Genomic DNA, 23,217 nt, shown 5'->3' with positions numbered 1-23,217 from the left:
AAAACCTCCGGCATCCTTCCTAATTTTTCGTCGCAGCAGCTATTTATCCAACCGCCAGTCAGGAGGTCGTCTGATGGAAATTCCGGTTACTTCCGTATTGCCGCACCGTTATCCGTTTCTGCTGATTGACAGAGTAACGGAAGTGGAGCCCAGGGTATGGGCGAGGGGGTACAAAAATGTGTCGATCAACGAATGGTTTTTCCAGGGCCATTTCCCGGATGAACCGATCATGCCCGGCGTCCTGATTACAGAAGCGATGGGGCAGCTTGGGGCATTTGCGATTCATAAGCCAGGCCAGGCGCCTTTTGTCGGAATGATCGCCTCCATGAAAGAAATCAAATTCAATAAGCCTGTACTACCCGGCGACAGACTCGATCTTTTCTATGAAGTCATAAATCATAAAGGTCCGTTTGTAAAAGGAAACGCTCAGGCTACCGTCAATGGGGAAACAGTTGCGAAAGTAGCCGAAATGATCGTTTTCTTGAAGGGAGCCGAAGTCAAATGAAGGTGCTGCTGGTAACAAGCAACTGGGCGGAAACATACGGACACGCGGTGAGAAGCATGGCGGCGGCCGAACAGTTAACGGCGGCGGGACACGAGGTTGCTGTGTTGGCTCCGGCATCCTTTCGTCATTTGTTTCCGGACGGGGTCCGTTTCTACGAGTCTGTGCCCAAACCCGCATACATTGAGAACAAGCTTCCGTTCTTCGGTTATCACACCTATGAAGATTTAATTTTCGTCTCCGGTCATGCGGATGACTTTCATCTGATCGACACGATTGAGCGGGAACGGGCAACGATCCGGGACTTTCAGGCGGATCTGGTCTTTGCCGACATGCAGTTCACGATCGCCGTCTCGGCTTATACCGAAGGCGTCCGGCTCGCTTCAATCGTCAATTGGCCCCTTCATCCGGCCCACAATATTGAGTTGGAAGATCTTCATCCCGGGCGCAAGCTTATTCTCAGAAGAGTCCGCAACATCTGGAACCGCGTGCTCCAAAAATATGGCATGCCGCCCGTGGAGCATGTCTGCCGCACGTTATTCGATCACTGTCAGCTTCTGCTTGTGCCCAGCTGCAAAGAACTGGAGCCCGAGCTGCTTCGGTACGAGCCGGAAGCCGAATTTGTCGGACAGTTGGTTCCAAGCGTATTCAAAGAGGAACCGGCGTGGTTTAAACAATGGGAGCAAACCTGCAAAGAACCGCTTGTATTTGTGTACCTCTCGTCGCTCCCGTTCGGTATCAATTCGCGCAGCACGTTCGAAATGATGTACGGCGTGTTTGAGAAGAATCCGGTTCGCGCCGTATTTGCCATCGGCAAGTACAATTCCGCTTTCCTGGACCATCCTCTGAAGTCTCGGGAAGAGCGGATTCGCTTCGAGCCTTTCGTACCGTCCGAAACCATCATGGCGCATTCCAGCCTCTGCATTACGCCCGGTTCCAATTCCATGATGGTATCGGCGATGAGGCATCATGTTCCGGGACTGCTTTATCCCGATACGTATGAACGCAATTTCAACGCCTTCTGCATGGAGCGCGCCGGTCTCGGAATCGTATGCGGAGAGGATGATCTCGGGCGCGAACGCTTCGAATCCCTGCTGCACGAAGGATTAGCGGGGAAAAGTACGGAAATCTCCTTGCGGATTCAGAATCAACTGACCGATCTGGAGAAGACGCCGAGGCTTGTCAGGCTGCTCGAATCAGCCGCCAGAGGCGGTGTGACGTCTTGACGCTTCAACCCGCCTTCAATTGTTTGCTGGGCTGTTTTTACAACGAGCTGACGATCCGGCACGGGCTCCGGTTTCCGCTGGAGAAATGGCTGCTCCGACCGGATTATTTCCAGGTTATTCACTGTGTGGTTCACGGATATTCCAAGCTTTCGGGGCCTCATCCCGGAGACCTGATCGAACAATTTCTGCACGAATTCCCGGTGATCCGCACAGTCGTTCCCGAATTCCGGGATGTAAATCAGGCCGTGAGTTATGCCAGGGATTTTATAGGAAAGCATGGATTTATTGCGGCCGCACACAACCTGAAACACGCCCCTTTCGAAACGACTACTTATGACAGCGATTCCTGGAACTATCTGCTGCTGACGGAATTTACGGAGAAGGGCGAATGCCGCGTCTATAGTCCTTACAATAACGAATATGCAGAGGTTTCAGCAGGACAGCTTGAATTTATGCTGGATACGGCCTTTAATTACCGGCATGCGGGAAAATTTACGCCATACATGTACTGGGAATGCGAGGATACACAAAGCATCCAGAACGCGATGGATCGCTTGGACGAATTGGAACTGTACCGGCGTGCCGTACAAAATTATCCTTTGGAGTTTAACCTGCACGAAGGCCGCATTTATACCGATTCCTTAAAAGTGATGCGTGAGCACATTCCTCCGGAGCAAATAAGGATGCAAGTGAACGAAATCCATGCCTTTCACCGTATTCTTCTCAGAAGCCGTCAGGATTTGTCCGGTTTCCTGCGTAGGTTAGGTATAGAAGCGGGCAAGGAAATTGATGATCTCGTAATTAAGTGGACGAGATTTAATCATCTTGTGGCTCTGGCTATTCTGAGAAATAGGGGCGAGGAGTATGAGCGCCTCTATCCTCAATTTGAAGAGTTGATTCGCGAAGAAGAACGCTTGCTGAAAAGGTTGCCGGATCCATTTGCGGCTGCATCGCCACAGAGCAATTTCGGCAAAAGCGGGGGAGATAACGATGTCCATCATAGAAGTTGAGCATGTGACCAAGGTATATGACAAGGGAAACGTCAGAGCGGTAAACGATGTTACATTCGACGTTAACGAAGGTGAAGTTTTTGGACTGCTTGGTCCTAACGGTGCCGGTAAGAGCACGACGTTCAAAATGCTCACCACCCTAATACGGCCCACGGACGGGGTGATCCGCATGTTCGGTGAATCGATTGCAATGCAGCCGCGCGAAATCAGGAGCAGGATCGGCTATGTTTCCCAGCAGGGCGGGTTGGATGAAAGCTTAACCGCGTATGAAAACCTGAGATGGGTCGGCAAGCTTTATCATATAAGCTCGTCCGGTATGGAGCGCGCAATCTCGGATGCGCTGGAGACGGTGGATTTGCTCGCGGTCAAGGACCGGCTGCTCTACACCTATTCGGGAGGCATGAAACGCAGATTGTTCATCGCCTCGGCTCTGCTGCACCGTCCCAAGATCCTGTTCCTCGACGAGCCGACAGTCGGGCTTGATCTGGAGCACCGGCAGCAGTTGTGGGAGGCGCTTAAAGTTCTTCATGACCGGGGAACAACCGTATTCATCACCACGCACTATCTGGAAGAAGCGGATAAGCTGTGCGACCGTATCATGATTATGGATTCCGGTCACAGCGTCTGCATCGGAGAGCCGCAGGTTCTCAAAGACCAAGTGGGTGGGGACCAGATTTTCCTGTCGTTCTCATCTTCGATTACCACGGTCGACGAATCGCTGCTTCAGCGGCAAATTCAAGAAGCGCTCCCGCTTATGAGTTTGCAGCAAATCTCCGTCGGTCAGAACGGGGAAGAGCTTCGACTCTGGGTCGATTATGCTCATAAGCATATCAGCCAGTTGATTGACTGGTTCGCATCGAGAAATTTACACGTGACTTCCGTACGCATATCGCAGCCGACTCTGGACGATGTCATGATTCAGTATACGAAAAGGAGCTTGGCTGATGATAAAAATGCAGCAGTTTTGGTATGACTTCAGCTCCATGTTTTACCGCAATTATATTTATGCGGTCAAAAAGCCGCTGTATATCTTGTTTAATTTGTCCACTCCGCTGATCTGGCTGCTGCTGTTCGGGCAAATTCTGGCACCGATTTCAAGCATCCCGGACTTCGGACAGAGCGAGGCCGACTATTTGCTGTTTTTTGCGCCGGGCGTTGTCGTCATGACAACCTTGTATGCGTCGGGATGGTCCGGCATGGCCCTGCTTGAAGATATCCAGTCCGGCGTCATCGAAAAAATCATTTCGACCCCGTCCAGCCGTTCCGCTGTTATCCTGGGGAATTTGTCCTACTCGGCCGCGATGAGCGTCGTTCAGGCGCTTGTGATTGTGCTGATCTCCGTTGTGATCGGCGCAAGCGGCAATTTGACAGCCGTATCCGTTCTTGCGATTATCCTGTTCGGTTATCTGATTTCGGTCGCTATTTCTTCGTTCTCGTACATTCTGGCCCTTCTTACCCGCAAAACGGTTTCTTTCGTCACTGTACTGAATTTGACTCTGCTGCCGTTAATTATGCTGTCGAGCGCTATGATGCCGATCCGGCTTTTGCCGAAATGGATTCAGTTTATCGCTGCGGTCAATCCTATGGAATGGTACGTCCGGGTCGTACGCCAGGTATGGCTGACGGGCTCGGGAATAGCTGAGCTGTACGTGCCGATGGGGCTGATTGCGCTGCTGGCTGTCGGCGGCGTCTTACTTTGCGCGTATATGTTCAACCGGACACTGAACAACGATTGGCGTTAGGAGGCGGGTAGAGGTTGAAACTCTCGATCGTAATACCGGCATACAACTGCGGTCCTCTCCTGCATAAGGGATTGCAGTATTTAGCCCGTCAGGATGCGGAATGGTTTCAAACGGAACAAGCGGAGCTGATCGTCGTAGATGACGGTTCCAGTGACGATACTTCTCTCTATATCGAGCGGATTCGTTCTGTTTTACCCAAGCTCCGGTATATGTATCGTCCACGCGATGAAAATTCCGGACGATCCTGCGCCAGAAACACGGGACTCCGGGAGGCGGCCGGGGAATATGTTTGTTTTCTGGATGCGGGGATGCTGGTACCTCCAAATTTCGTGAGCCGGATCTTCACGCTATACGAGAAATCTCCGGCATTCGTTACCCTTCACAGTATGTACGGGATTGATCTGGACCCGGCAGTAACGGACACCTCTGTAGTGGAGGGGATTACGCCGGACAATATCGAAGAAATCGCTGTGAAGCTCAACAAGCTTCCGATATGGAAAGACCGCAGAGAGTCGTTCTTCCTTTATATGCGGGACGACATTCAGCAGCTTGCGCTTCCGTGGGAATTGGGTTATTCGGGAGCCATTACCGTGCCCGCCCGAACGGCTCTGGACATAGGAGGATTCGACGAATCCTACAAGGGCTGGGGGGTGGAGGATATCGACTTCGCTTACCGTTTGCACCGGGAGGGAGTGAACTTTCGCTCGGACCGCCAAGCATACGCGATCCATTATCCGCACGAGTCCGCATCTTCCGGCGACCGTCAGGCCTTTTCGGACTATCAAAACCGTATACAGATGCACATAAAGTTCAAGGAACTCGAAACAGAGCTGTTTCCCGAGTATCAAGGGCATTTCTACGGTGCATTCATTGAAAAAATGAATACGCTGCAGCTCCCCAAGCTTGCGGACTATACAACCGAAGAGCTCGATAAGGTTTCCGCCTGCGCAGCCCTATCATCCCGTACGCTGTTGATCGGTACCGATGATCCGGAACTGGTGAGACACCTGAATGTCACGCATCTCTATGTGCATAACCGGCCTACGCTTGAACTTTTCCGCGCAGAGTTTCCTTCCCGGGTAGTCGAATGCTCGCTGGGTCTGCGCACTTTCCTGCCGGAAAATTCGTTCGGGCTATGTGTCGTGACGGATATAATCCGTGTGCTTCATCCCAGGATCCGGGTCAAGCTGCTGAGAGAACTAACCAGAATATCCAGGGAAGTTATTCTTCTTTTGACAGCGGGAACATGGGCGCCGGAAACGGCTCTTTTGGCCCCGAATGAGACAGGCCAGCCCGCGAAAGAGGAGGAAACTGCTCACGAGCAGACTCAAACTGCGCCTGCGTTTCTGCAATTCGATTTAATTAGAAGCCCCAGGATCCGGCATGTTATGGAGCCGCTTTTCTGGTGCGAGGAGGATGATTTGCACGATTTGCTGGGCCGGATCAAACGGGACAAAGTGAGCGATCCAACATCGTAAGAATTTACCGGAGTTTTAACTTATCCATCCCCAAATCTGAGAGCCTGCATGCAGCTTGCGGGCTTTTTAACTTGGAAAAATACTAGCCCATGCTATTGTCACGAAAACTAGCTATTGGATACCAAGGTTCGTTAAAGCCGAATGAGGAGATCATAACGGAGCTGTTTGGAGATTATTTATAGAATGGACAATAGGTGCAGCGGTTCCTAGCAAGTATATGAAGCCCTGACCAGTTCTTTGGCATACTGCTTGCCCGCCGAGAGAAGGTTGTCGCTCAGTTCAGGGTCATTCACAGTTCGTGCAAGAACAAGAGAGCCCACCAGGGTACTGAACAGTGCGCTGCCTTTGGACGTGTCAATTTCCGCTAGATTGGAGATAAACGAAATCATCCGCTCCACTTCGTGGGTGAATATTTGCCGGACGTCTTCTGAAGAACGGGAGACTTCGGCAGAAAGGGCGGGAATGATGCAGCCCATCTCGGCTTTGTCGCGGTGATACGAACTTAAATAATAATCAATGACCGTATTGATTTTGGGGTTCTGCTTTTCCTGATCGGCGGCTTTCTGCAGAAGTGCGATGGTATCGCTGATGGCATACCGGCAGGCTTCGCCAATTAGCTGTTCTTTGTTGTCAAAGTGTGCGTAAAACCCTCCATGGGTCAATCCGGCCCCCTTCATAATGAACGGAACACTTACATCGTGGATCCCATGGGTGCGAAAAGCCTGGGCAGCACTTTCAACGATTTTATTCCGGACTTTTATCTTATGGCCTTTGGGATACGGTATGGTAATCACTCCACAACTTCATAATTTCACTTCTAAAATATTATAAGCGTCATAATAAAGCCTGTCAATTTAGAGGTTGGGGAACTGCCCGTTCATGAAAGGCTAATGACGGTAGTTGACGGTTTTAAAATATGATGACTATAATATATTATGATCATCATAATATGAATCGACTTCAACTTGGAGGTATCGGGATATGAGTAAACTTGAATCCGTAGAAACGTTAGTCATTGGATCAGGTCCGGGAGGATATGTGGCGGCGCTGCGATCTTCCCAGCTTGGTATGAAGACGGCGATTGTCGAACGCAGTCAGCTTGGCGGAGTCTGCACGAACGTGGGCTGCATTCCATCCAAAGCATTAATTGCAGATTCGCATCGCTATGATAGGCTCCGCTCGTTCAATCTTGCAGATGCGGCTTCGTCATTTAAGAATGCTCAGGATTTCAAGCAAGGGATTGTGAGTAAGCAGGCCGGTGGAGTCCGTTATTTATTAAATCATGCAGGTGTGAGCATTCTGGAAGGAGAGGCTAGATTCGTCGATGAACATACAGCAGTTATCGAACAAGCCGGACAGGAGCAAACCATTTCGTTTAAGTACGCCATACTGGCAACAGGATCTCGTCCGATTGAGCTGCAAGCGTTCCCGGTTGGAGGGCGTGTTTTGTCTTCAACGGAAGCTCTGTCGCTCCCTGAGCTCCCGGCTAGCCTGGTCGTTATAGGCGGTGGGTATATCGGTGTCGAACTGGGACAAATGGTTGCCAAGTTTGGAACAAAGGTAACGATTCTGGAGGGAGGAGAACAAGTGCTGCCCGGATTCGAGGCGGACCTTGTGGTCCCCGTTGTCCGTCAGTTGAAAGCCGATGGTATTAACCTGATTACCGGGGCGACTGCTGAGAACGTAGTACAGGAGGAGGATTCAATCACCCTGCATTATTCAAAAAATCGGGAGCATCACCATGTTACAGCGGACTATGTGTTAGTCACTATCGGCAGAAAACCAAATACGGACGGCAAGTTAGGACTGGAACGCATAGGTCTGCCCGTGACGGGCAGGGGATTGATCGAGACGGACGAACAGTGCAGAACGGCTATCCCGCATATTTTTGCAATTGGAGATATTACGGCTGGCCCGGCTCTCGCTCACAAGGCGTCTTATGAAGCCAAGGTAGCGGCAGAAGTTATTGCAGGCCTTCCGTCCGCGGTTGATTACAGAGCCATGCCGCTCGTAGTCTTTTCTGATCCGGAGCTGTCCAGCGTTGGTTTAAGTGAAACGGAAGCAAAAGCAAACGCCATCCCGGCTGTGATCGGCAAAGCATCTTTCGGGATTAACGGAAGAGCACTGGCATTGCGTGAATCCGAAGGATTTGTCAAGATTGTGGCGGACCCGGCTTCCGGAATCGTGATGGGTGCACAAATCGTTGGCGTGGAGGCATCGACACTCATATCGGAGCTTGCGCTGGCTATCGAGATGGGGGCAACCGTGGAAGACTTGGCTATGACGATTCATCCCCATCCTACACTGGGTGAAGTGATTATGGAGGCTGGCGAAAACGCGGTCAAAAAAATGGGACTGAATAGGTAAAAAGCACAAATGTGACGAGATGAATCGTAAGATTTTACAGGACTTGACATCCGTCGGGGGAGTAGGGTATTGTTAAAATAATTATTGCCTAAGGGAGAGATCTTGATGTCGGTGAACGTTCTTAACTAATCAAATTCCATATGGAGTGTTCTGGAGATTCATGGGTAAATTTTGCTGTTAAGCAAGGTTTATTTAGCCATGGGTTTACGGACGACTCGGAATTAGTTAAGAACAACGGATATCATACAATGCCATAGGTATATGCCTATCATTGCGCCTATCGTCCGTGCTGAGTTCAGCACGGATTTTCTGTTTTATCAGGCGCTCTTATTTAGGCATAACATTAAAAGGCAGAGAATGACGCACGTTCATTCTCTGCCTTTTTTTTATTTTCGTACAAGGAGAGATCACTCATGAATGAAAAAGCATTGCAGCGTTTGGAATTCGGCAAAATCAAGGAAGCTCTGGCGGAATATGCCGTATCGTATCTAGGAAAGCGGCAGATTACCGAGCTGCTTCCTTTAACGGCGATGTCCGTCGTGCGGGCGAGGCTGGACGAGACGGCGGAAGCGAAGTCCCTGCTTGAGCATGGCGCCAGCGTCCCGATTCCTTCGCTTGAAGGAATGGAAAATATGTTGGACCTGCTGGGAACGGGCTACGTGTTCAGTGAAAAGGATTTTATGCACATTCACCAATTTCTGACCAGCTGCGCGCAGCTCATGAGGTATATGGCCTCGAAAAGCGGAGCAGCGCCTCAGATTAGCTCTTATGCGGCTTCCATGTATACGATGGACGCGCTGAAATCGGAGATCGAACGGTGCATCCGTCACGGGCAAGTGGTCGACACCGCGAGCAAGGAACTCATGAAAGTCCGCAAGCGGCTGGCCGTATTCGAGGAACGTCTGAAGAGTAAGCTAGACTCCTTGATGAGCCGCCACCGCTCTATTTTGCAGGAGCATGTCCTCAGCTCGCGCGGCGGACGCTATGTGCTGCCGGTCAAGAAAGAGCACCGCAAGCTGGTGAAGGGGACAGTGCTCGACGAGTCGGCAAGCGGCCAAACGGTATATATCGAACCGGCCGAGGTCATGACAATTCAATTCGAGCTGTCGGGGCTGAGAGCGGAGGAAGCCCGGGAGGAGCTGAAAGTACTCAGCGATTTGACCGCGCTGGCGGAAAGCTGCGATCAACAGTTTCTGACGAACATCGAAACGGTAGGCACTTACGATTTCATATTTGCCAAGGCCAAATATGCGCTGGCCATCGGCGGCTCTAATGTGGAGCTGAACGATCAAGGGATCATCGACCTGCGCGAGGCGAAGCATCCGCTGTTGAACCGGCCGATGGTTCCCTTGAACTTCGTCATCGGACGAAGATATAAGTCGCTAATTGTTACGGGACCGAATACCGGAGGTAAAACCCTTTCGCTGAAAACGATCGGACTGCTGACTGTCATGGCGCAGTCGGGCTTATTGATTCCGGTACGGGAAGGAAGCCTGCTCTCCGTATTCAACCATCTCGCCGTTGATATCGGGGACGGCCAAAGTATCGAGCATGCGCTCAGCACCTTCTCCGCGCATATCCGGAATGTCAATGAAATGCTGCAGTTTGCCGATCGTTCGACGCTCATTCTGATCGATGAGATGGCCTCCGGAACCGATCCGGGGGAAGGTGTCGGCTTATCGGTGGCCATTCTGGAAGAGCTGCACCGGAGGGGAGCGACCGTCGTGGCGACGACTCATTTTACGGAAATCAAAAACTTCGCCGACGTGACGCCGGGGTTCGAAAATGCCCGTATGGAGTTTGATACGGACACGCTGCGGCCGCTGTACCGGCTGAGGATTGGAGAAGCGGGGCAGAGCTACGCGTTTCTGATCGCGCTGAAGCTGGGTCTGCCTGCCGGTCTTATTGAGCGGTCCCGCGAAATTACCGTGCGCGGCCTACCGGAAAGCTTGCCGCAAGGGACACAGACCGCCGGAACTGAGGCGGAGCCGGAAGAAGCCTCCGCGGCGGCGGATACGGACGGTCCGCAGGAAGAAATGCCCGTGACGAATGTGACTCTGCCTCCATCGGAGGAGGAGAGGGAACCGGAAGACGGCACCGGTAAGACGGTTCCGGTAGCTCCCGGAAGCTTCCAGCTCGGCGATTGCGTGTATATCGCTTATTTGGGCCGCACCGGTATTGTGTTTGAAACCGAGGATGCCCGGGGCAACGTCGGGGTGATGATCCAGAAACAGAAGTTCAAAATCAACCGGAAGCGGCTGAAGCTGCACATCGAGGGCAAGGAGCTGTACCCGGACGATTACGATCTGGACATCGTGTTCGAGACGAAAGCAAACCGCAAAAAACGCAAGCTGATGGGCCGCAAGCACGCACCGGGCGTTACCATTGAGACCAAACCGGAGGAATGAGATGGTTTTCAAAGTAATGGGCTAACGATCGTGCAGAGCGAGCAAGCTAGGCACGTGAAGCTTCTGAAATGAAAAATGGAAGAGCCGACGTCTTTTAGGGACGGTCGGCTCTTTTGCGCGGCTGCATATGTATGCCAGAAGACAAGATCATGAGGCCTTTAAACAACGTACAGATCATCAAACGCAATGACATCGTCAACAAACGAATATTGGTTGGCTTGCAATTGCTTTAACATTTCATTGGAAAACTCTTCAAAAGAATTCGCAATCACGTCTTCGTAACTCATATCGGGCGTATATTTAAAGATTTGTCCGGAATCTCATCGTGCTGCCCGTTCATGATAGACAAATAATCACGAAAAGCGGTCGGCAAGGTGACTTGCAACATACGTTCCAAGCGCTGAATTTCTTCCTCGGCTGCCGGCTGCAAAAATCGGGTCTGAAATCGTTTGAACCTGATTTAAAATGGTTGTCCATACGTCCTTTGTCATTCCAATTCCACCGCCATGTTTAAGTCGTCATTTGAAGCAAGATGCGAAACCTGTATCCTGAGGACCTTTTAGGTGAAGTCTACCACACCCATTGCAAAAACAAGAGCGAATTACAAGCACAGGCGGCAGCTGTTAGCCGAAGGATGGGGTCGGTTAAACATTCGGGTGAAGCGAGCTCGGTCCTACCGATCAGGAGTTTGCAAAAAAAGGAAGGCTCTGATAATATGGTCTCAATAATTAAACGCGATGACGAGAAGAGTAAGGGAACATGTTCTTGTACAGAGAGCTCCGGCAGGTGAAAAGGAGTCAAGAAGTTTTCCCTGAAGCAAGCCTCTGAGCAGTATGTCGGAACCATAGTCGGGGATGGCATAACGGGAGCTCCCGTTACAGAGCTAGAGTATAAGCATGGTCTGCAATGCCGTACTTGAAGAGGTTAATATGGCGACATATTAATGAATCTGGGGTGGTACCACGAAAATTTCGTCCCCAAGACTTAGGGTCTTGGAGGTGAGATTTTTTTTGTTTTCCCATATCCAGTTTATTAGGAGGAGCCGACATGGTTAACGAAAAGGAACATTTAGCCGAAAATTTTATGTTCAGATTGATTAAAGAAGAGCTTGAACACAACCCTTTGGATAGGAAAATGTGCACACGGTTTCCTCCCGAGCCTAATGGATACCTTCATATCGGGAGCGCCTATGCCATTCACACGAATTATTCGGTAGCTCAATATTTTAACGGGACATTTCATCTACGCTTTGATGATACGAATCCGCTTAAAGAGGACAGCGAGTACGTTAATGCGATCATCGAGGATATAAAGTGGCTTGGATACGATCCGGGTAACCATATCTACTTTGGTTCCGATTACTCTAGCGAAATTTATAACGCTGCAGTTAAACTGATCAAACAGGGAAAAGCCTATGTCTGTGATTTGACACCAAACGAAGTAGCGGAGTATCGAGGGACTTTGACGGAGCCTGGTTTAGACAGCCCTTATAGAAACCGTTCAGTGGGGGAAAACCTGGAACTTTTTGAAAAAATGAAAAATGGCACTTTCCCGGCGGCTTCTAAGGTGGTTCGTGCCAAAATTGATATGGCATCCCCGAATTTAAATATGCGTGATCCTGTTATTTATCGAATCATTTATGCGGAGCATTACAGAACGGGAAGCGACTGGTGCATTTATCCGATGTACGATTTTGCTCACCCTATTCAAGACGCAATCGAAGGGATCACCTATTCTTTATGCTCCATTGAATTTAAAGACCACCGTCCTTTGTACGAATGGGTCTTAAAAGAACTTGGTTACCATGAGCCGCCGCGGCAAAGGGAGTTTGGCAGGCTGAATTTAACAGGTGTGATGACAAGCAAACGCTTTTTAAGACCGATGGTAGAAGGAGGCCACGTTGACGGATGGGATGATCCAAGGCTTCCAACCATCCAAGGGCTTAGAAGAAGAGGTTTCACGCCGGAAAGCATCCGCAGCTTCATCGAAACAATTGGCAACATTCGAACGGAAAGTACGGTAGATATTTCCCTCTTAGATCACAGTCTTAGACAAGATTTAAAAGAAAAAACGGTTAGTGTCATGGCAGTATTGAACCCTCTAAAAGTCGTCATTACCAACTATCCTCAAGATAAGGTGGAATTGTTAGCGATAGAAAATAACAGTGAAAACGAATCTCTGGGGAAAAGAGAAGCCCCTTTTTCCAACACAATTTATATCGAGCGTGACGATTTTATGGAGCAGCCGCTCAAAGGTTTTCACAGGCTTAGTCCCAATGCCGAGGTAAGGCTGAAGGGGGCTTATTTCATCAAGTGTGAAGAAGTGATCAAGGACCTGGAAACAGGTGAAATAACGGAACTTCACTGCACTTACGACCCGCTTACGAAGAGCGGAACGGGGTTTACAGGGCGCAAGGTGAAGGGGACAATTCATTGGGTATCAGCGGACCACGCCGTTAAGGTTGATGTTAATCTTTATGATAAACTTCTGCTCGACCCTGATAATTCGAAGGAGGATAATAGGAATTGGACTGAAAGGATAAACCCTGACTCGCTTGTCACAATAAAGGATGTTCTAATTGAAGCTTTCATCAATCAGGCCTCTTCGGAACAGAAATTCCAATTCTTTCGACATGGCTATTTTTGTGCAGATAGGAAGTATAGTACCGAGGATCGGCTTGTATTTAACCGGATCGTCTCATTAAAGGATTCTTGGAACAGAAAATGAAGCTTCCTACGTCAAGGACACTCATCAACGAGTGTCCTTCTTTCGGATTTGTTGTTGATTGAGACTCGCTTGCGTACAGTGGGACACTCAAAGTTTCCTATGGCCCGGTTTGCCGGTGTGTGCGACGGCGCGGATTTCAATCAGCTGGTGGGGGAACGCCAAACCCGACACGCCAACGAGGGTACCGGCCGGCCGATGGTCGCCTACATACTCCTTATACAAAACGACGCACTTTTCAAAATGCTCTTGCGGGTTTGTCAGAAAAATTTCCATCTCGGCGATCTGCGACCGCGTGACACCGAATCCCGCCAGCACGCGATCAAGGTTCTCCAGTGTCTGCCGGGCCTGTGCCTCGAAATCGCCTTCGCCAACGAACGCACCCTGCATATCGTGTGAAAATTGTCCCGAAATGTAGATCGTGCCGTTGACACTGTAGCCTTGGGAAAGGCCGAAAGCTTCTTCCCACGCGACACCGTGGTTATATGTTTTAGTCGTAGTCATTTTATTCTCTCCTTTACTTCAAAGTAAGGCTAGTATAAACTGAGCACAAATAAATAAGTAGTACGCACTATTTTGATAGGTACTACCCGAAAGGATAGTGTAAACATGAGCATGGCTGAATATAAAGGTAAAGTTAAACACATTCAAGATACACCATTTGGTTATACAATGTCCGTCATTTCCGGCAAATGGAAAATGGTACTTATTTATCTGTTGGCAGAAAACCAGCCGGTTCGTTTCAATGATCTGAAAAGACAAGTAGGAGCAATTACTTATAAAACATTGAGTTCACAATTAAAAGAATTGGAAGCGGACGGCCTGGTTAAACGGGTAGAGTATCCCCAAATTCCGCCTAAAGTCGAGTACAGTCTCACCGATAAAGCGAAAACCTTATTGCCCATCTTGGAAGATTTATGTGAGTGGGGAGTAAAAAACCAACCCAGTTGAATCCGGTTGTATTTGTTAAGTTCCACGCATTGCGCGGTTTTTTTATGCATGTTCTTACAAACTATAAAAGGGAGCGGCCATTATTCCGCTTGACGAGACACCAAATGGTGTCATATAATCAAAGTGTCACCGAATGGTGTCCAATAAGAATTCAATGAACGACTTAGGAGAGGGTGTTGTGAGCGAAGACCATCAGTTGCGGGATGTGTTTGACGCGATTGCAGATCCGACTAGGCGTCGGCTCATTCATTTGTTAGCTCAGGCAGAAGAGATACCTCTTCATGAATTAACGGCACAGTTTCAAATGGGACGTACAGCGGTATCCAAGCATTTGACAATCCTGAAAGAAGCCGGACTGGTACATGACCGAAAAGTCGGCAGAGAAACGCGATTTAGGCTAAACGCCTCCCCGCTCAGAGAAATTCAAGATTGGGTGGCTTTCTACAGCAAGTTTTGGAGTACGAATTTATTGCGATTAAACCAACTATTAGAGGAGGAAGAAGAATGAGTTTAACATTATCCCTTGATTTTCAGTATAAAACTACGCTTGCGAAGCTTTGGTCTGCTTTAACCGATTCCAGCAAGCTTGCCAAGTGGGTAGCCGACATCCATTCCGGTCAGGCCATGGAGAATGATTTTAAGCCTGTCGTAGGACACCGTTTTCAGTTCCGCGCGCAGCCGACCCAATGGTGGAACGGAATTATTGAAGGCGAAGTGCTTGTCGTGGATGAGCCCAACCGCTTGTCCTATACGTGGGCCAGTGGAGAAAAACACACGGTTACCTGGACACTGGAGGATCTGGGGGACGGAAAGGTGAACCTTCATCTCGAACAAACCGGGATCTCCAATGAACAAGCACTTAACGGAGCTAAGTTTGGCTGGACTAAATGGTGCGACGGGCTTGAAAAGGTGTTGGAACAATAACCTTAGCGCTAACTATTTCTTTTCTAAACGCTATACCTAAGGAACGATAGTGAACCGGGCTTGACCCGAATCAACCTAAACCGGCTGCATATCCTTTGCAGCCGGTTTATTATCTTTTCCGGATAATCTGAGTCAAATAAGTTCGTGTCGTTCCGGGATATGTTTACACCAGATGCGTATGGCTAAAGCTAGTAGGTAATCAAACCATGGCCAAGAGCCGCATTCCCATTCTTATTTAAGCAAACTTTCTAGGCACGACGATGGTACAATGAATATGAATTTAAGTGGAGATTAAACTGCCGGAAGGATGTTAATCATGAGCGAATCTAATCAGGAATATATCGTCATCTCGGCTGCGCGGGAAAACAATCTCAAGAACGTATCCCTGCGCATACCTAAGCGGAAAATCACGATATTCACGGGGGTATCCGGATCCGGCAAGTCATCGATCGTTTTCGATACGATTGCCGCGGAATCCACGCGGTTGCTGAATGAGAACTTCAGCATGTTCGTGCGTACTTTCCTGCCTCGCTATCCGCAGCCGGATGCGGACGCGATCGAAAACCTGAGCATGGCGGTTATCGTCGATCAGAAGCGGTTGGGCGGAGGCTCCCATTCCACGATGGGCACGATTACCGATATTTCTCCCATTCTCCGTCTTCTGTTCTCACGAGTGGGGCAGCCTTATGTCGGACAAGCCAACATGTTCTCTTTTAACGATCCGCAAGGCATGTGTCCCGAATGTAACGGAATCGGCCGCAGCTTGAACGTCGACATGAGCAAGGCGCTGGACAAGTCGAAGTCGCTCCAAGAAGGGGCAATTCTGCTGCCCGGCTATTCGGTGGACAGCATGGATTGGACGATAATCGTACAGTCGGGGCCCTTCGATCCCGACAAGAAACTGAGCGATTATTCGGAGGAGGAGCTGGAGCAACTCTTGTACGGTAAGGCGAGAAAAGTGGCGACGCTTTTCGGAGGGAAGACAATTAACATTACAGTGGAAGGCGTCATTGAGAAGTTCACCAACAAATACATCAAGCAGGATGTGAAAACGAAGTCCGAGCGCACCCAAAAAACGGTTGCGCCTTACATCTCCGAGGGCCCCTGTTCCAGCTGCCACGGCGCAAGACTCAGTCAGGCCGCGCTCGGCTGCAAAATCAATGGACTCAACATTGCGGAGATGTCCTCCATGGAGGTCGGCCAGCTCATTCGCGTCATTCGGGAGATTGACGATTCCGTCGCCGCGCCGATCGTTAAGTCTCTGACAGAGCGATTGCAGCATCTGGTGGACATCGGACTTGACTACTTGACGCTGGACCGCGAGACGGATACATTGTCCGGCGGCGAGTCGCAGCGGGTGAAGATGGTGAAGCATCTAAGCGGCAGTCTCGTGGATGTCACGTACATCTTTGACGAGCCCAGCATCGGCTTGCATCCCCGTGATGTACACCGGTTAAATGAATTGCTTCAGAAACTGCGCGACAAGGGCAATACCGTGCTCGTCGTCGAGCATGATCCCGATGTGATCAAAGTGGCGGATCATATCGTCGACGTTGGTCCTCACGCCGGCAGCCGCGGCGGTACCATCGTGTATGAAGGAAGTTTCCAAGGCTTGCTGGAGGCCGATACATTGACCGGCACCCACATGAAGCGGCAGCTCCGGATCAAGCATGATTGCAGGCAGCCATCCGGCAAACTGTCCATCAAGGATGCCTCGCTGCACAATCTGCGCAACGTCCATGTAGATATCCCGACCGGAGTGCTGACCGTCGTTACGGGCGTGGCCGGCTCGGGCAAGAGCACGCTGATTAACGAAGTATTCCTCAGCCGGCATCCGGATGCGATCGTCATCGACCAGTCGGCGGTAGGCGTGTCGACACGTTCGAATCCCGCAACCTACACAGGCATTATGGATGATGTGCGCAAGGCGTTTGCCGCCGCAAACAAGGTGAGTCAAAGCTTGTTCAGCTTCAACTCCAAGGGAGCTTGCGAGAACTGCCAAGGACTGGGTGTAGTGTATACTGACCTTGCATTCCTCGACAGTGTGAAGCTGCCGTGCGATGTATGCGGAGGTAGACGGTTCAAGGAAGAAGTGCTTGCGTACAAGCTGAACGGAAAGTCAATTGCGGAAGTGCTGGAGATGACGGTGGAGCAGGCATTGGATTTTTTCCAGCTAAAAGAGGTTGTGCGCAAGCTCCAAGCGATGAGTGATGTGGGGCTGAACTACATTACACTCGGCCAGCCGCTCAGTACGCTTTCGGGCGGGGAATGCCAGCGTATCAAACTGGCAAGCGAGCTGCATAAGAAAGGCAGCATCTACGTGATGGACGAGCCGACGACCGGGCTCCATATGTCGGATATCGGTCACCTTCTGGAGATTATGAACCGCCTCGTGGATGCCGGCAATACGGTGATCGTCATCGAGCACAACCTCGACGTGATCAGCCAAGCGGATTGGATCATCGATATGGGACCGGACGGAGGCAGCAAGGGCGGGCAGGTGGTGTTCGAGGGCACGCCGCCGCAGATCATCCATGCGGAGCAGTCGATCACGGGAAGATACTTGATGTAATCATCAAATTCCACAAGAAGAACGTATTTAAAAGAAGCTGCCGGAAAAATCGGCAGCTTCTTTTTTATGTGAAGTTGAACAAAAAACAGCCTTCATCAGGTGTACGCCACGCCCGACGAAAGCTATTTTTTTAATTAGCCATACTCTGCAAGCTTTCAAGCTTACTTAATGAGTTTTCTTCGGGATACAAGGATCGCGGCAATCAAGATAATAAACCCGGTGATCATACCGGATTCTCCGATCCAAATTTCAGTATGATTTCCGGTAGTTGCGCGTGTGAACGGTCCTTGAATAACGGCATTCCAGGCGGCATGGAGGATAACCGCAGGCCAGACGCTGCCTGTGGCAAGCCGCAAATGGGCAATGATATAGCCGAACGGAACGATACATAAGTAGAGGCCGGCTACCGTGAGAATCATGGACGGCCCTTCCACGTATAAACCGGCAATGACAATCGGAACATGCCAGGTTGCCCAGATCAAACCGCTGACGAGGACGGGACGCGGAACTTTGGCATCGACCAGCCTTGTCAGCATGTACCCCCTCCAGCCGACTTCTTCCCCCATAACCGGAATCAGGTTGATCAAGCTTCCCAGAATTCCGGTTATGCCAACTATCAGAATGAAATTCAGCGGGGTTGGCAGATGCTGCAGTCCGAGCATATGGAAGATCGGTTCCAACGTGCCGCCCACAGGAAGTTGAAAGATAGCCAGTCCGCTGAACCAGGCGATGGAGTAGGTGATAAAACAGATGATGATAGGTATCAGTACAGCCAATCCGATGCCTTTCCATATTTTCCCGCTGCCGATATTGAACGATACGTCTTTAAACCCTTCACGTAAGAGGAGCCGTGCTAGAATGGAAGAGAGCGCGGGCGTAAACATGTATACGACAATGAGCGGGATGCTCTTCATCATGATTACGACTGTATTGATGACAATAGAAAAAACGAGCAGGATGCTAAAAAAGAGCCGAAGTCCTTTTCTGGCACGTTGGAATTGCTCCTCGGTAGAGAGCGTTGTCGCATTAAATAGCATAGGTACCCTTTACTTCCTAATTCATTAGTTTGATTATCCGGTCGAATTATTTACCTACAGGCGTCTGACGGATTTTCCATCTGGATCACATCCTTTTTCAGGAATCATTTAGTTGCGTTTTGATGAGCTCATTATCACCGGGGGATTGTCATCATCGCCAGTGATAGAAAGTCATTTCTCCCTGCGTGATGTTTTGTCAAACCGTTTTATGACGGTTCGTCACTAGGAAAAATGACGGTAAATGAGTGACAATCGGATCAAAGCGATGGACGCATTGTATTCACTTGCGGATTAATTTGCTTAACTAGTTGAATGAGGTGGAGACGATGAAAAAGAAAATGATGTACGGCGGAATGGTAGCGATGGTCAGTGCCGCGCTGCTGGTTGGAGGATGCGCAAAAGAAGGGGAGACTAAAACGGTGGTAGTTACCGAATCGACTAAGCCTGTTCAAAACGATGTAATCTCATCCATTAAATCGCAGGCGAAGCCTTTGAAGACGGTTGACCCGACACAACCAATGGATGATTTACAGCCGCTTAAGAGCATGATCGGGGATGCCCGTTATGTGGGATTGGGAGAGAATACTCACGGAAGCTCCGAAATATTTACGATGAAGTTTCGGCTTGTGAAGTATCTGGTCACCGAGCTCGGTTTTACGAATTTTGGGATGGAAGAAGATTGGGGAAGCGGTTTAAAGCTGAACGAATATATCCAAACGGGAAAAGGGAATCCGAGAGAGTTTTTGAATCTGTTGTATCCGACGGATGAAATTGTAGCGATGATAGATTGGATGAAAGAATATAACGCCGATCCTTCGAACAAGAAAAAAATTCAATTTATCGGACTTGACATAAAATCACTGGATCAAGGCGTCTATCAACAAGTGACAGATTATGTTAAACGGCATTATCCCGATATGCTGGCTGAAGTGGAGCTTAACTACAAAGAGCTTCGGTTATCAACCGGAAGCTTGCAGGATTATATGAAGCTGTCTCCCGAGGAAAGGGAGCGGTTTAAGGGTAACGCGGAGAAAGTCGTCCGATTGCTTGAAGAGAAGAGCAAACAGGCAGACAAAAAAGCAGAAACAACCGAGCTTATCTGGGCGAAAGGAACCGCGACGGCTATACGGAATTTCACGGCCATGATGATTTCTGACGATTATCCAAGCATGATAAAGCTGCACGAGCAATATATGGCGGACCATGCGGTATGGGCCGGAGAGGCGTTGGACGGAAAAACGATGGTATGGGGTCACAACATCCACGTAGCCAAGGGAATTATCGACAAAGAATTATATCCGGATGGTTCCGGTAATTTTTTGAAAAAGCGTCTTGGCGACAAATATATCGTCATGGGAAGCACCACTTCGGAGGGCGATTTCACCTTATTCAGTGAATACAAACCTGACGGCAACAGTAAGGTCGCAACGGAAAAAATTCCACAGGATGAGAAAAGCTCCAATTACATGCTTGGAAAAGTTTCTACAGACATGTTTCTGCTTGATGCCCGTCATCTGGAAGGACCGGCCAAGCAATGGATTGGTGAAAAACGTCCTTTGCTGAGCCTAGGGGGACAACTCCTCCCGAACGCGCCGGTATACTTCGATGCGTCTTTGCAGGAACAATTTGATATTCTTTTTCACATCCGGAAAACAAGTCCGTCCCATATGAAGTAACCGCCGGGGAGCTGCGCAAGACCGGTCCGTGAATATAACAGGATCGCGACTTACTGATTCCGTGGTCTACGTGCATCTCCTCAAAAATACTCATCCGTCATGGATGAGTATTTTTTATTTCCGAATCCGCATGCGCTGGGTATAAGCTCCGATTTTAGGAGAGCATTGCGTTAAATATGGATTGCAATAACTCTTTACTTATGGACATTCAACTCCATTCCAATTGCTGATAAACTTACCTCACAATACTTCACAACAATAGGAGTGATCACAATGGATAGAGTACGTTACAAGATCAGAGAAGTTTTGGACAAGAGAAAGATTGATACCTTTCTGCAGCGAGCTCGAATCGGACAGCTTGGTATGGTCGATGGTCATCTGCCGTATGTCGTTCCGCTCAATTTCGTTTGGACAAATGGGAAGCTTTATTTCCACGGAGCCACAGGCGGGAGAAGAAATCAGGTGATGGATGCTAACCCGGAGGTTTGTTTTACGGTTTGTGAAGAATATGGAACGATTACGGATCCGGTGCCGGCCAAAACGGACACGGCCTATATGAGTGTGATGATTTTTGGCAAGGCACAGCCTATCGCCGATCTGGATGAAGCTACACACATGCTGCAAGAAATGATGCATAAGTACGTGCCTGGTTACTATAATCGGCCGTTACCCCGGCAGCACGTAGATAAATACCGGTCAGCGGTATTCGGCGGTCCTGTTCAGGTGTACAGAATTGATCCACACCATATCACCGCGAAAGAAAATGCAGTAGAAGAAGAAAAAATGTTCAAACCCGGAAAAACCGTGTGAGATTTTTGTATTTATACGCAAGTACCTTTAGACGTTACTTGCCGGATAGCTATCACTGGAATGACAACGCGTACCGGGACAATTAGGAATGGAGAATCTTGTAGGATAAAAGCAACTCCGCCAGACGAGAAATGCCTTTTTCAATGGCCGCTTCATCAACTTTAGCGAAACCGAGTACCCATCCTTTACGGTCGCTTTCCAAACAATACATGCTAAGCGGATAAACACGTATTCCTTTTTCGAGTGCCAGGTTCGTCACGGTTTCTTCGTCAAATGATTGAACAGCTTCAAGAAGCATATGCAATCCCGTTTCTACGCCGCTTAGTGTGAAGTGTTCACTCAGACCTGTCGTGATGATGGCCTTCGCCATAGCTTCGTGCCTGCGCCGGTATATATTTCGGACTCGCCTCATATGACGCATGAAATGACCATGTTCGATAAAATGAGTAAGCGTTAATTGCTCCATAATCGGAAGATGACGATAGGTTAATTCATGGACCCGGGCAAGCTGACGGATCGCCTCTTTGGGACCGATGATTGCCGAGATCCGAATACCGGGAGCAACCATTTTGGAAAAACTCATCATATACAACGTGTTCTGAGGCCGCTGACTGAACAAGGTTGGAAGCGGGTCGCCGCGATATCGAAATTCGCTGTCGTAATCGTCCTCAACAATCCAAAACCGCTGCTCGGCAGCCATGTGCAGTAATTGTTGTCTACGAGGCTCCGACATAATAACTCCAACCGCACACTGGTGCGATGGCGTAACAAAGACAAGTTTGGACCTGGGATGAATGCGGTTCACGCGTAGCCCGTACTCGTCGACCGGAACGGGTACCACTTGCATGCGCCGATACTTCATCGCCATCCAGGCGGCAGGGAAGCCGGGATCTTCTACCGAAACCGTTTCTCCTTCATGTAAAAGGGCTTGTGCGATCAAATCGATGCTATGTTGTGCGCCTGAGGTTAACAGGATTTGATCGATATTCACATGAACGCCCCGTTCAAGGGACAAATAACGTTGAATCTGCTCTCGCAGCGGCAGGAATCCGTAGGAGTCGACGTAAGCCCAGCTGTCCAGGTCTGTTTCAGTGGAGGCATGTAAAAAGGATTGCCTCCAATTCTTTTGAAAATGTTCGTCTATATAAGGCTCATGGGGACTAAAATCGATCTCAACTCTTCGATTTTCTTTGTCTCCGAACCAGCTGTGCAAATGGCCGATTGCCGAGTTTAATACAGGCAATTCGGGAGGGACGGGTCCTTGTGTCGCCGCAGCCTCCGCAGGACGAGTCGCATACGTCCATTTGCTGACCCTTGTCCCGCCGCGACGCGAGGTTACGGTGTACCCGCGGCTGAATAACTCCTCGTAAACGATCTGTATGGTTGAGCGGGAAACGCCAATCAATGGAGCGAGTTCGCGGGATGGGAGCAGCAATTCGCCCGGCGGCCATTTTCCGGTTGTGATATTATGGATCGCTTGGTCTAGAAGCTGCTGCCAGATGGGACGTTCGTCATCTCGGTTTACTTTTAGCATTCATTCACCTCTAGTGTTTTTTCGGAATTATGGATTGTTCTAAAAGACTGTCAGCGAATAATTATCAACACTCCATTGACTGATACATTATCATAATGATAATTGCACTTGCAAATGATCCAGTCATCGAGTTTTAAACCTGACCATCGGCAAGATTCATTTTGAAATAATCGCTTAAACCTGTACATGTATGGAGGAACCACCGAAGGATTAAAAATCCAGTGCGGTGGTTCTTTTTTTCTCTCGTTTCCTATGC

Annotated in this window: 20 protein-coding genes and 1 other annotated feature; of the genes, 15 read left to right on the top strand and 5 right to left on the bottom strand. The window is 49.4% G+C overall.

Features of this window, described 5'->3' with window-relative positions; genetic code table 11:
• Nucleotides 1-73 precede the first annotated feature (73 nt).
• Genes fabZ through KVT34_RS11135 form a run of 6 tightly spaced genes read left to right on the top strand, consistent with a single transcriptional unit; the run spans nucleotide 74 to nucleotide 5,958 of the window.
• Complete coding sequence (gene fabZ / locus KVT34_RS11160) at nucleotides 74-505, top strand: 3-hydroxyacyl-ACP dehydratase FabZ (RefSeq protein WP_217558692.1); 432 nt, start codon at nucleotides 74-76, stop codon at nucleotides 503-505.
• On the top strand, nucleotides 502-1,728 hold the full coding sequence (locus KVT34_RS11155; RefSeq protein ID WP_217558691.1) for a glycosyltransferase: 1,227 nt from the start codon (nucleotides 502-504) through the stop codon (nucleotides 1,726-1,728). Before fabZ ends, KVT34_RS11155 begins: the two co-directional genes overlap by 4 nt.
• Nucleotides 1,725-2,738 carry a hypothetical protein gene (locus tag KVT34_RS11150; RefSeq protein ID WP_217558690.1) on the top strand — a complete coding sequence of 338 codons (1,014 nt, stop codon included), beginning with the start codon at nucleotides 1,725-1,727 and terminating at the stop codon, nucleotides 2,736-2,738. Before KVT34_RS11155 ends, KVT34_RS11150 begins: the two co-directional genes overlap by 4 nt.
• Entirely contained in the window at nucleotides 2,719-3,711 is a 993-nt protein-coding gene (locus KVT34_RS11145) for an ABC transporter ATP-binding protein (RefSeq protein ID WP_217558689.1), read from the top strand. The genes KVT34_RS11150 and KVT34_RS11145 overlap by 20 nt, the downstream gene beginning before the upstream one ends.
• A complete protein-coding gene (locus KVT34_RS11140) occupies nucleotides 3,683-4,480 on the top strand; it encodes an ABC transporter permease (protein WP_217558687.1) in 798 nt (265 codons plus the stop codon). The genes KVT34_RS11145 and KVT34_RS11140 overlap by 29 nt, the downstream gene beginning before the upstream one ends.
• Nucleotides 4,481-4,494: 14 nt before the next feature.
• Entirely contained in the window at nucleotides 4,495-5,958 is a 1,464-nt protein-coding gene (locus KVT34_RS11135) for a glycosyltransferase family 2 protein (protein ID WP_217558686.1), read from the top strand.
• 206 nt (nucleotides 5,959-6,164) lie between these two features.
• Here KVT34_RS11135 and KVT34_RS11130 read toward each other — a convergent pair whose 3' ends face one another.
• Complete coding sequence (locus KVT34_RS11130) at nucleotides 6,165-6,743, bottom strand: TetR/AcrR family transcriptional regulator (RefSeq protein ID WP_217559277.1); 579 nt, start codon at nucleotides 6,741-6,743, stop codon at nucleotides 6,165-6,167.
• Between the two features lie 196 nt (nucleotides 6,744-6,939).
• Here KVT34_RS11130 and lpdA point away from each other — a divergent pair, with 196 nt between their 5' ends.
• Both lpdA and KVT34_RS11120 read left to right on the top strand, forming a co-directional pair.
• Nucleotides 6,940-8,325 carry a dihydrolipoyl dehydrogenase gene (lpdA, locus tag KVT34_RS11125; RefSeq protein WP_217558685.1) on the top strand — a complete coding sequence of 462 codons (1,386 nt, stop codon included), beginning with the start codon at nucleotides 6,940-6,942 and terminating at the stop codon, nucleotides 8,323-8,325.
• Nucleotides 8,326-8,738: 413 nt separating this feature from the next.
• Nucleotides 8,739-10,733 (top strand): endonuclease MutS2, encoded by a 1,995-nt coding sequence (locus tag KVT34_RS11120; protein WP_217558684.1) that lies wholly within the window; start codon nucleotides 8,739-8,741, stop codon nucleotides 10,731-10,733.
• Between the two features lie 283 nt (nucleotides 10,734-11,016).
• Here KVT34_RS11120 and KVT34_RS32725 read toward each other — a convergent pair whose 3' ends face one another.
• Nucleotides 11,017-11,163, bottom strand: a complete 147-nt coding sequence (locus KVT34_RS32725; protein ID WP_369016288.1) for an SMI1/KNR4 family protein — start codon at nucleotides 11,161-11,163, stop codon at nucleotides 11,017-11,019.
• A 298-nt stretch (nucleotides 11,164-11,461) separates the two neighbouring features.
• Nucleotides 11,462-11,715 (top strand) — a binding site (T-box leader).
• Nucleotides 11,716-11,780: 65 nt separating this feature from the next.
• Here KVT34_RS32725 and KVT34_RS11110 point away from each other — a divergent pair.
• On the top strand, nucleotides 11,781-13,460 hold the full coding sequence (locus KVT34_RS11110) for a glutamine--tRNA ligase/YqeY domain fusion protein (RefSeq protein WP_217558682.1): 1,680 nt from the start codon (nucleotides 11,781-11,783) through the stop codon (nucleotides 13,458-13,460).
• Nucleotides 13,461-13,547: 87 nt separating this feature from the next.
• Here the strand turns inward: KVT34_RS11110 and KVT34_RS11105 are convergent, their stop codons facing one another.
• On the bottom strand, nucleotides 13,548-13,961 hold the full coding sequence (locus KVT34_RS11105) for a RidA family protein (protein WP_217558681.1): 414 nt from the start codon (nucleotides 13,959-13,961) through the stop codon (nucleotides 13,548-13,550).
• A 105-nt stretch (nucleotides 13,962-14,066) separates the two neighbouring features.
• Between KVT34_RS11105 and KVT34_RS11100 the strand changes: the two genes are divergently transcribed.
• The 4 genes from KVT34_RS11100 (at nucleotide 14,067) to KVT34_RS11085 (ending at nucleotide 17,904) form a co-directional block, all read left to right on the top strand.
• Nucleotides 14,067-14,408: a winged helix-turn-helix transcriptional regulator gene (locus KVT34_RS11100; RefSeq protein ID WP_217558680.1), complete on the top strand. Its 342-nt coding sequence runs from the start codon at nucleotides 14,067-14,069 to the stop codon at nucleotides 14,406-14,408.
• Between the two features lie 154 nt (nucleotides 14,409-14,562).
• Nucleotides 14,563-14,916, top strand: coding sequence for an ArsR/SmtB family transcription factor (locus tag KVT34_RS11095; RefSeq protein WP_254634818.1), 354 nt, complete (start codon nucleotides 14,563-14,565; stop codon nucleotides 14,914-14,916).
• Nucleotides 14,913-15,332: an SRPBCC family protein gene (locus KVT34_RS11090; protein WP_217558677.1), complete on the top strand. Its 420-nt coding sequence runs from the start codon at nucleotides 14,913-14,915 to the stop codon at nucleotides 15,330-15,332. Before KVT34_RS11095 ends, KVT34_RS11090 begins: the two co-directional genes overlap by 4 nt.
• 316 nt (nucleotides 15,333-15,648) lie before the next feature.
• Nucleotides 15,649-17,904 (top strand): ATP-binding cassette domain-containing protein, encoded by a 2,256-nt coding sequence (locus KVT34_RS11085; protein WP_217558676.1) that lies wholly within the window; start codon nucleotides 15,649-15,651, stop codon nucleotides 17,902-17,904.
• Between the two features lie 161 nt (nucleotides 17,905-18,065).
• On the opposite strand, the gene KVT34_RS11080 is transcribed toward KVT34_RS11085, so the two are convergent.
• Nucleotides 18,066-18,941: a CPBP family intramembrane glutamic endopeptidase gene (locus KVT34_RS11080; RefSeq protein ID WP_217558675.1), complete on the bottom strand. Its 876-nt coding sequence runs from the start codon at nucleotides 18,939-18,941 to the stop codon at nucleotides 18,066-18,068.
• A 353-nt stretch (nucleotides 18,942-19,294) separates the two neighbouring features.
• On the opposite strand from KVT34_RS11080, the gene KVT34_RS11075 reads away from it, so the two are divergent.
• Both KVT34_RS11075 and KVT34_RS11070 read left to right on the top strand, forming a co-directional pair.
• Nucleotides 19,295-20,617 (top strand): erythromycin esterase family protein, encoded by a 1,323-nt coding sequence (locus tag KVT34_RS11075; protein WP_217559276.1) that lies wholly within the window; start codon nucleotides 19,295-19,297, stop codon nucleotides 20,615-20,617.
• Nucleotides 20,618-20,890: 273 nt separating this feature from the next.
• Complete coding sequence (locus KVT34_RS11070) at nucleotides 20,891-21,427, top strand: pyridoxamine 5'-phosphate oxidase family protein (RefSeq protein WP_217558674.1); 537 nt, start codon at nucleotides 20,891-20,893, stop codon at nucleotides 21,425-21,427.
• An 82-nt stretch (nucleotides 21,428-21,509) separates the two neighbouring features.
• Here KVT34_RS11070 and pdxR read toward each other — a convergent pair whose 3' ends face one another.
• Nucleotides 21,510-22,961 carry a MocR-like pyridoxine biosynthesis transcription factor PdxR gene (gene pdxR / locus KVT34_RS11065; RefSeq protein ID WP_217558673.1) on the bottom strand — a complete coding sequence of 484 codons (1,452 nt, stop codon included), beginning with the start codon at nucleotides 22,959-22,961 and terminating at the stop codon, nucleotides 21,510-21,512.
• Nucleotides 22,962-23,217: the final 256 nt, after the last annotated feature.

It is taken from the genome of Paenibacillus sp. GbtcB18 (genome assembly GCF_019091125.1).
Lineage (GTDB): Bacteria > Bacillota > Bacilli > Paenibacillales > NBRC-103111 > Paenibacillus_F > Paenibacillus_F chitinolyticus.
The sequence above is the reverse complement of the archived record's forward strand: the minus strand, read 5'-3'. Positions and strand labels throughout refer to the sequence as shown.

Excerpts from the sequence above, each read along its gene's own strand:
- fabZ (WP_217558692.1), top strand. The coding sequence starts at position 74 with ATGGAAATTCCGGTTACTTCCGTATTGCCGCACCGTTATCCGTTTCTG.
- KVT34_RS11155 (WP_217558691.1), top strand. The coding sequence starts at position 502 with ATGAAGGTGCTGCTGGTAACAAGCAACTGGGCGGAAACATACGGACAC.
- KVT34_RS11145 (WP_217558689.1), top strand. The coding sequence starts at position 2,719 with ATGTCCATCATAGAAGTTGAGCATGTGACCAAGGTATATGACAAGGGA.
- KVT34_RS11140 (WP_217558687.1), top strand. The coding sequence starts at position 3,683 with ATGATAAAAATGCAGCAGTTTTGGTATGACTTCAGCTCCATGTTTTAC.
- lpdA (WP_217558685.1), top strand. The coding sequence starts at position 6,940 with ATGAGTAAACTTGAATCCGTAGAAACGTTAGTCATTGGATCAGGTCCG.
- KVT34_RS11120 (WP_217558684.1), top strand. The coding sequence starts at position 8,739 with ATGAATGAAAAAGCATTGCAGCGTTTGGAATTCGGCAAAATCAAGGAA.
- KVT34_RS11110 (WP_217558682.1), top strand. The coding sequence starts at position 11,781 with ATGGTTAACGAAAAGGAACATTTAGCCGAAAATTTTATGTTCAGATTG.
- KVT34_RS11105 (WP_217558681.1), bottom strand. The coding sequence starts at position 13,961 with ATGACTACGACTAAAACATATAACCACGGTGTCGCGTGGGAAGAAGCT.
- KVT34_RS11100 (WP_217558680.1), top strand. The coding sequence starts at position 14,067 with ATGAGCATGGCTGAATATAAAGGTAAAGTTAAACACATTCAAGATACA.
- KVT34_RS11095 (WP_254634818.1), top strand. The coding sequence starts at position 14,563 with ATGAACGACTTAGGAGAGGGTGTTGTGAGCGAAGACCATCAGTTGCGG.
- KVT34_RS11090 (WP_217558677.1), top strand. The coding sequence starts at position 14,913 with ATGAGTTTAACATTATCCCTTGATTTTCAGTATAAAACTACGCTTGCG.
- KVT34_RS11085 (WP_217558676.1), top strand. The coding sequence starts at position 15,649 with ATGAGCGAATCTAATCAGGAATATATCGTCATCTCGGCTGCGCGGGAA.
- KVT34_RS11080 (WP_217558675.1), bottom strand. The coding sequence starts at position 18,941 with ATGCTATTTAATGCGACAACGCTCTCTACCGAGGAGCAATTCCAACGT.
- KVT34_RS11075 (WP_217559276.1), top strand. The coding sequence starts at position 19,295 with ATGGTAGCGATGGTCAGTGCCGCGCTGCTGGTTGGAGGATGCGCAAAA.
- KVT34_RS11070 (WP_217558674.1), top strand. The coding sequence starts at position 20,891 with ATGGATAGAGTACGTTACAAGATCAGAGAAGTTTTGGACAAGAGAAAG.
- pdxR (WP_217558673.1), bottom strand. The coding sequence starts at position 22,961 with ATGCTAAAAGTAAACCGAGATGACGAACGTCCCATCTGGCAGCAGCTT.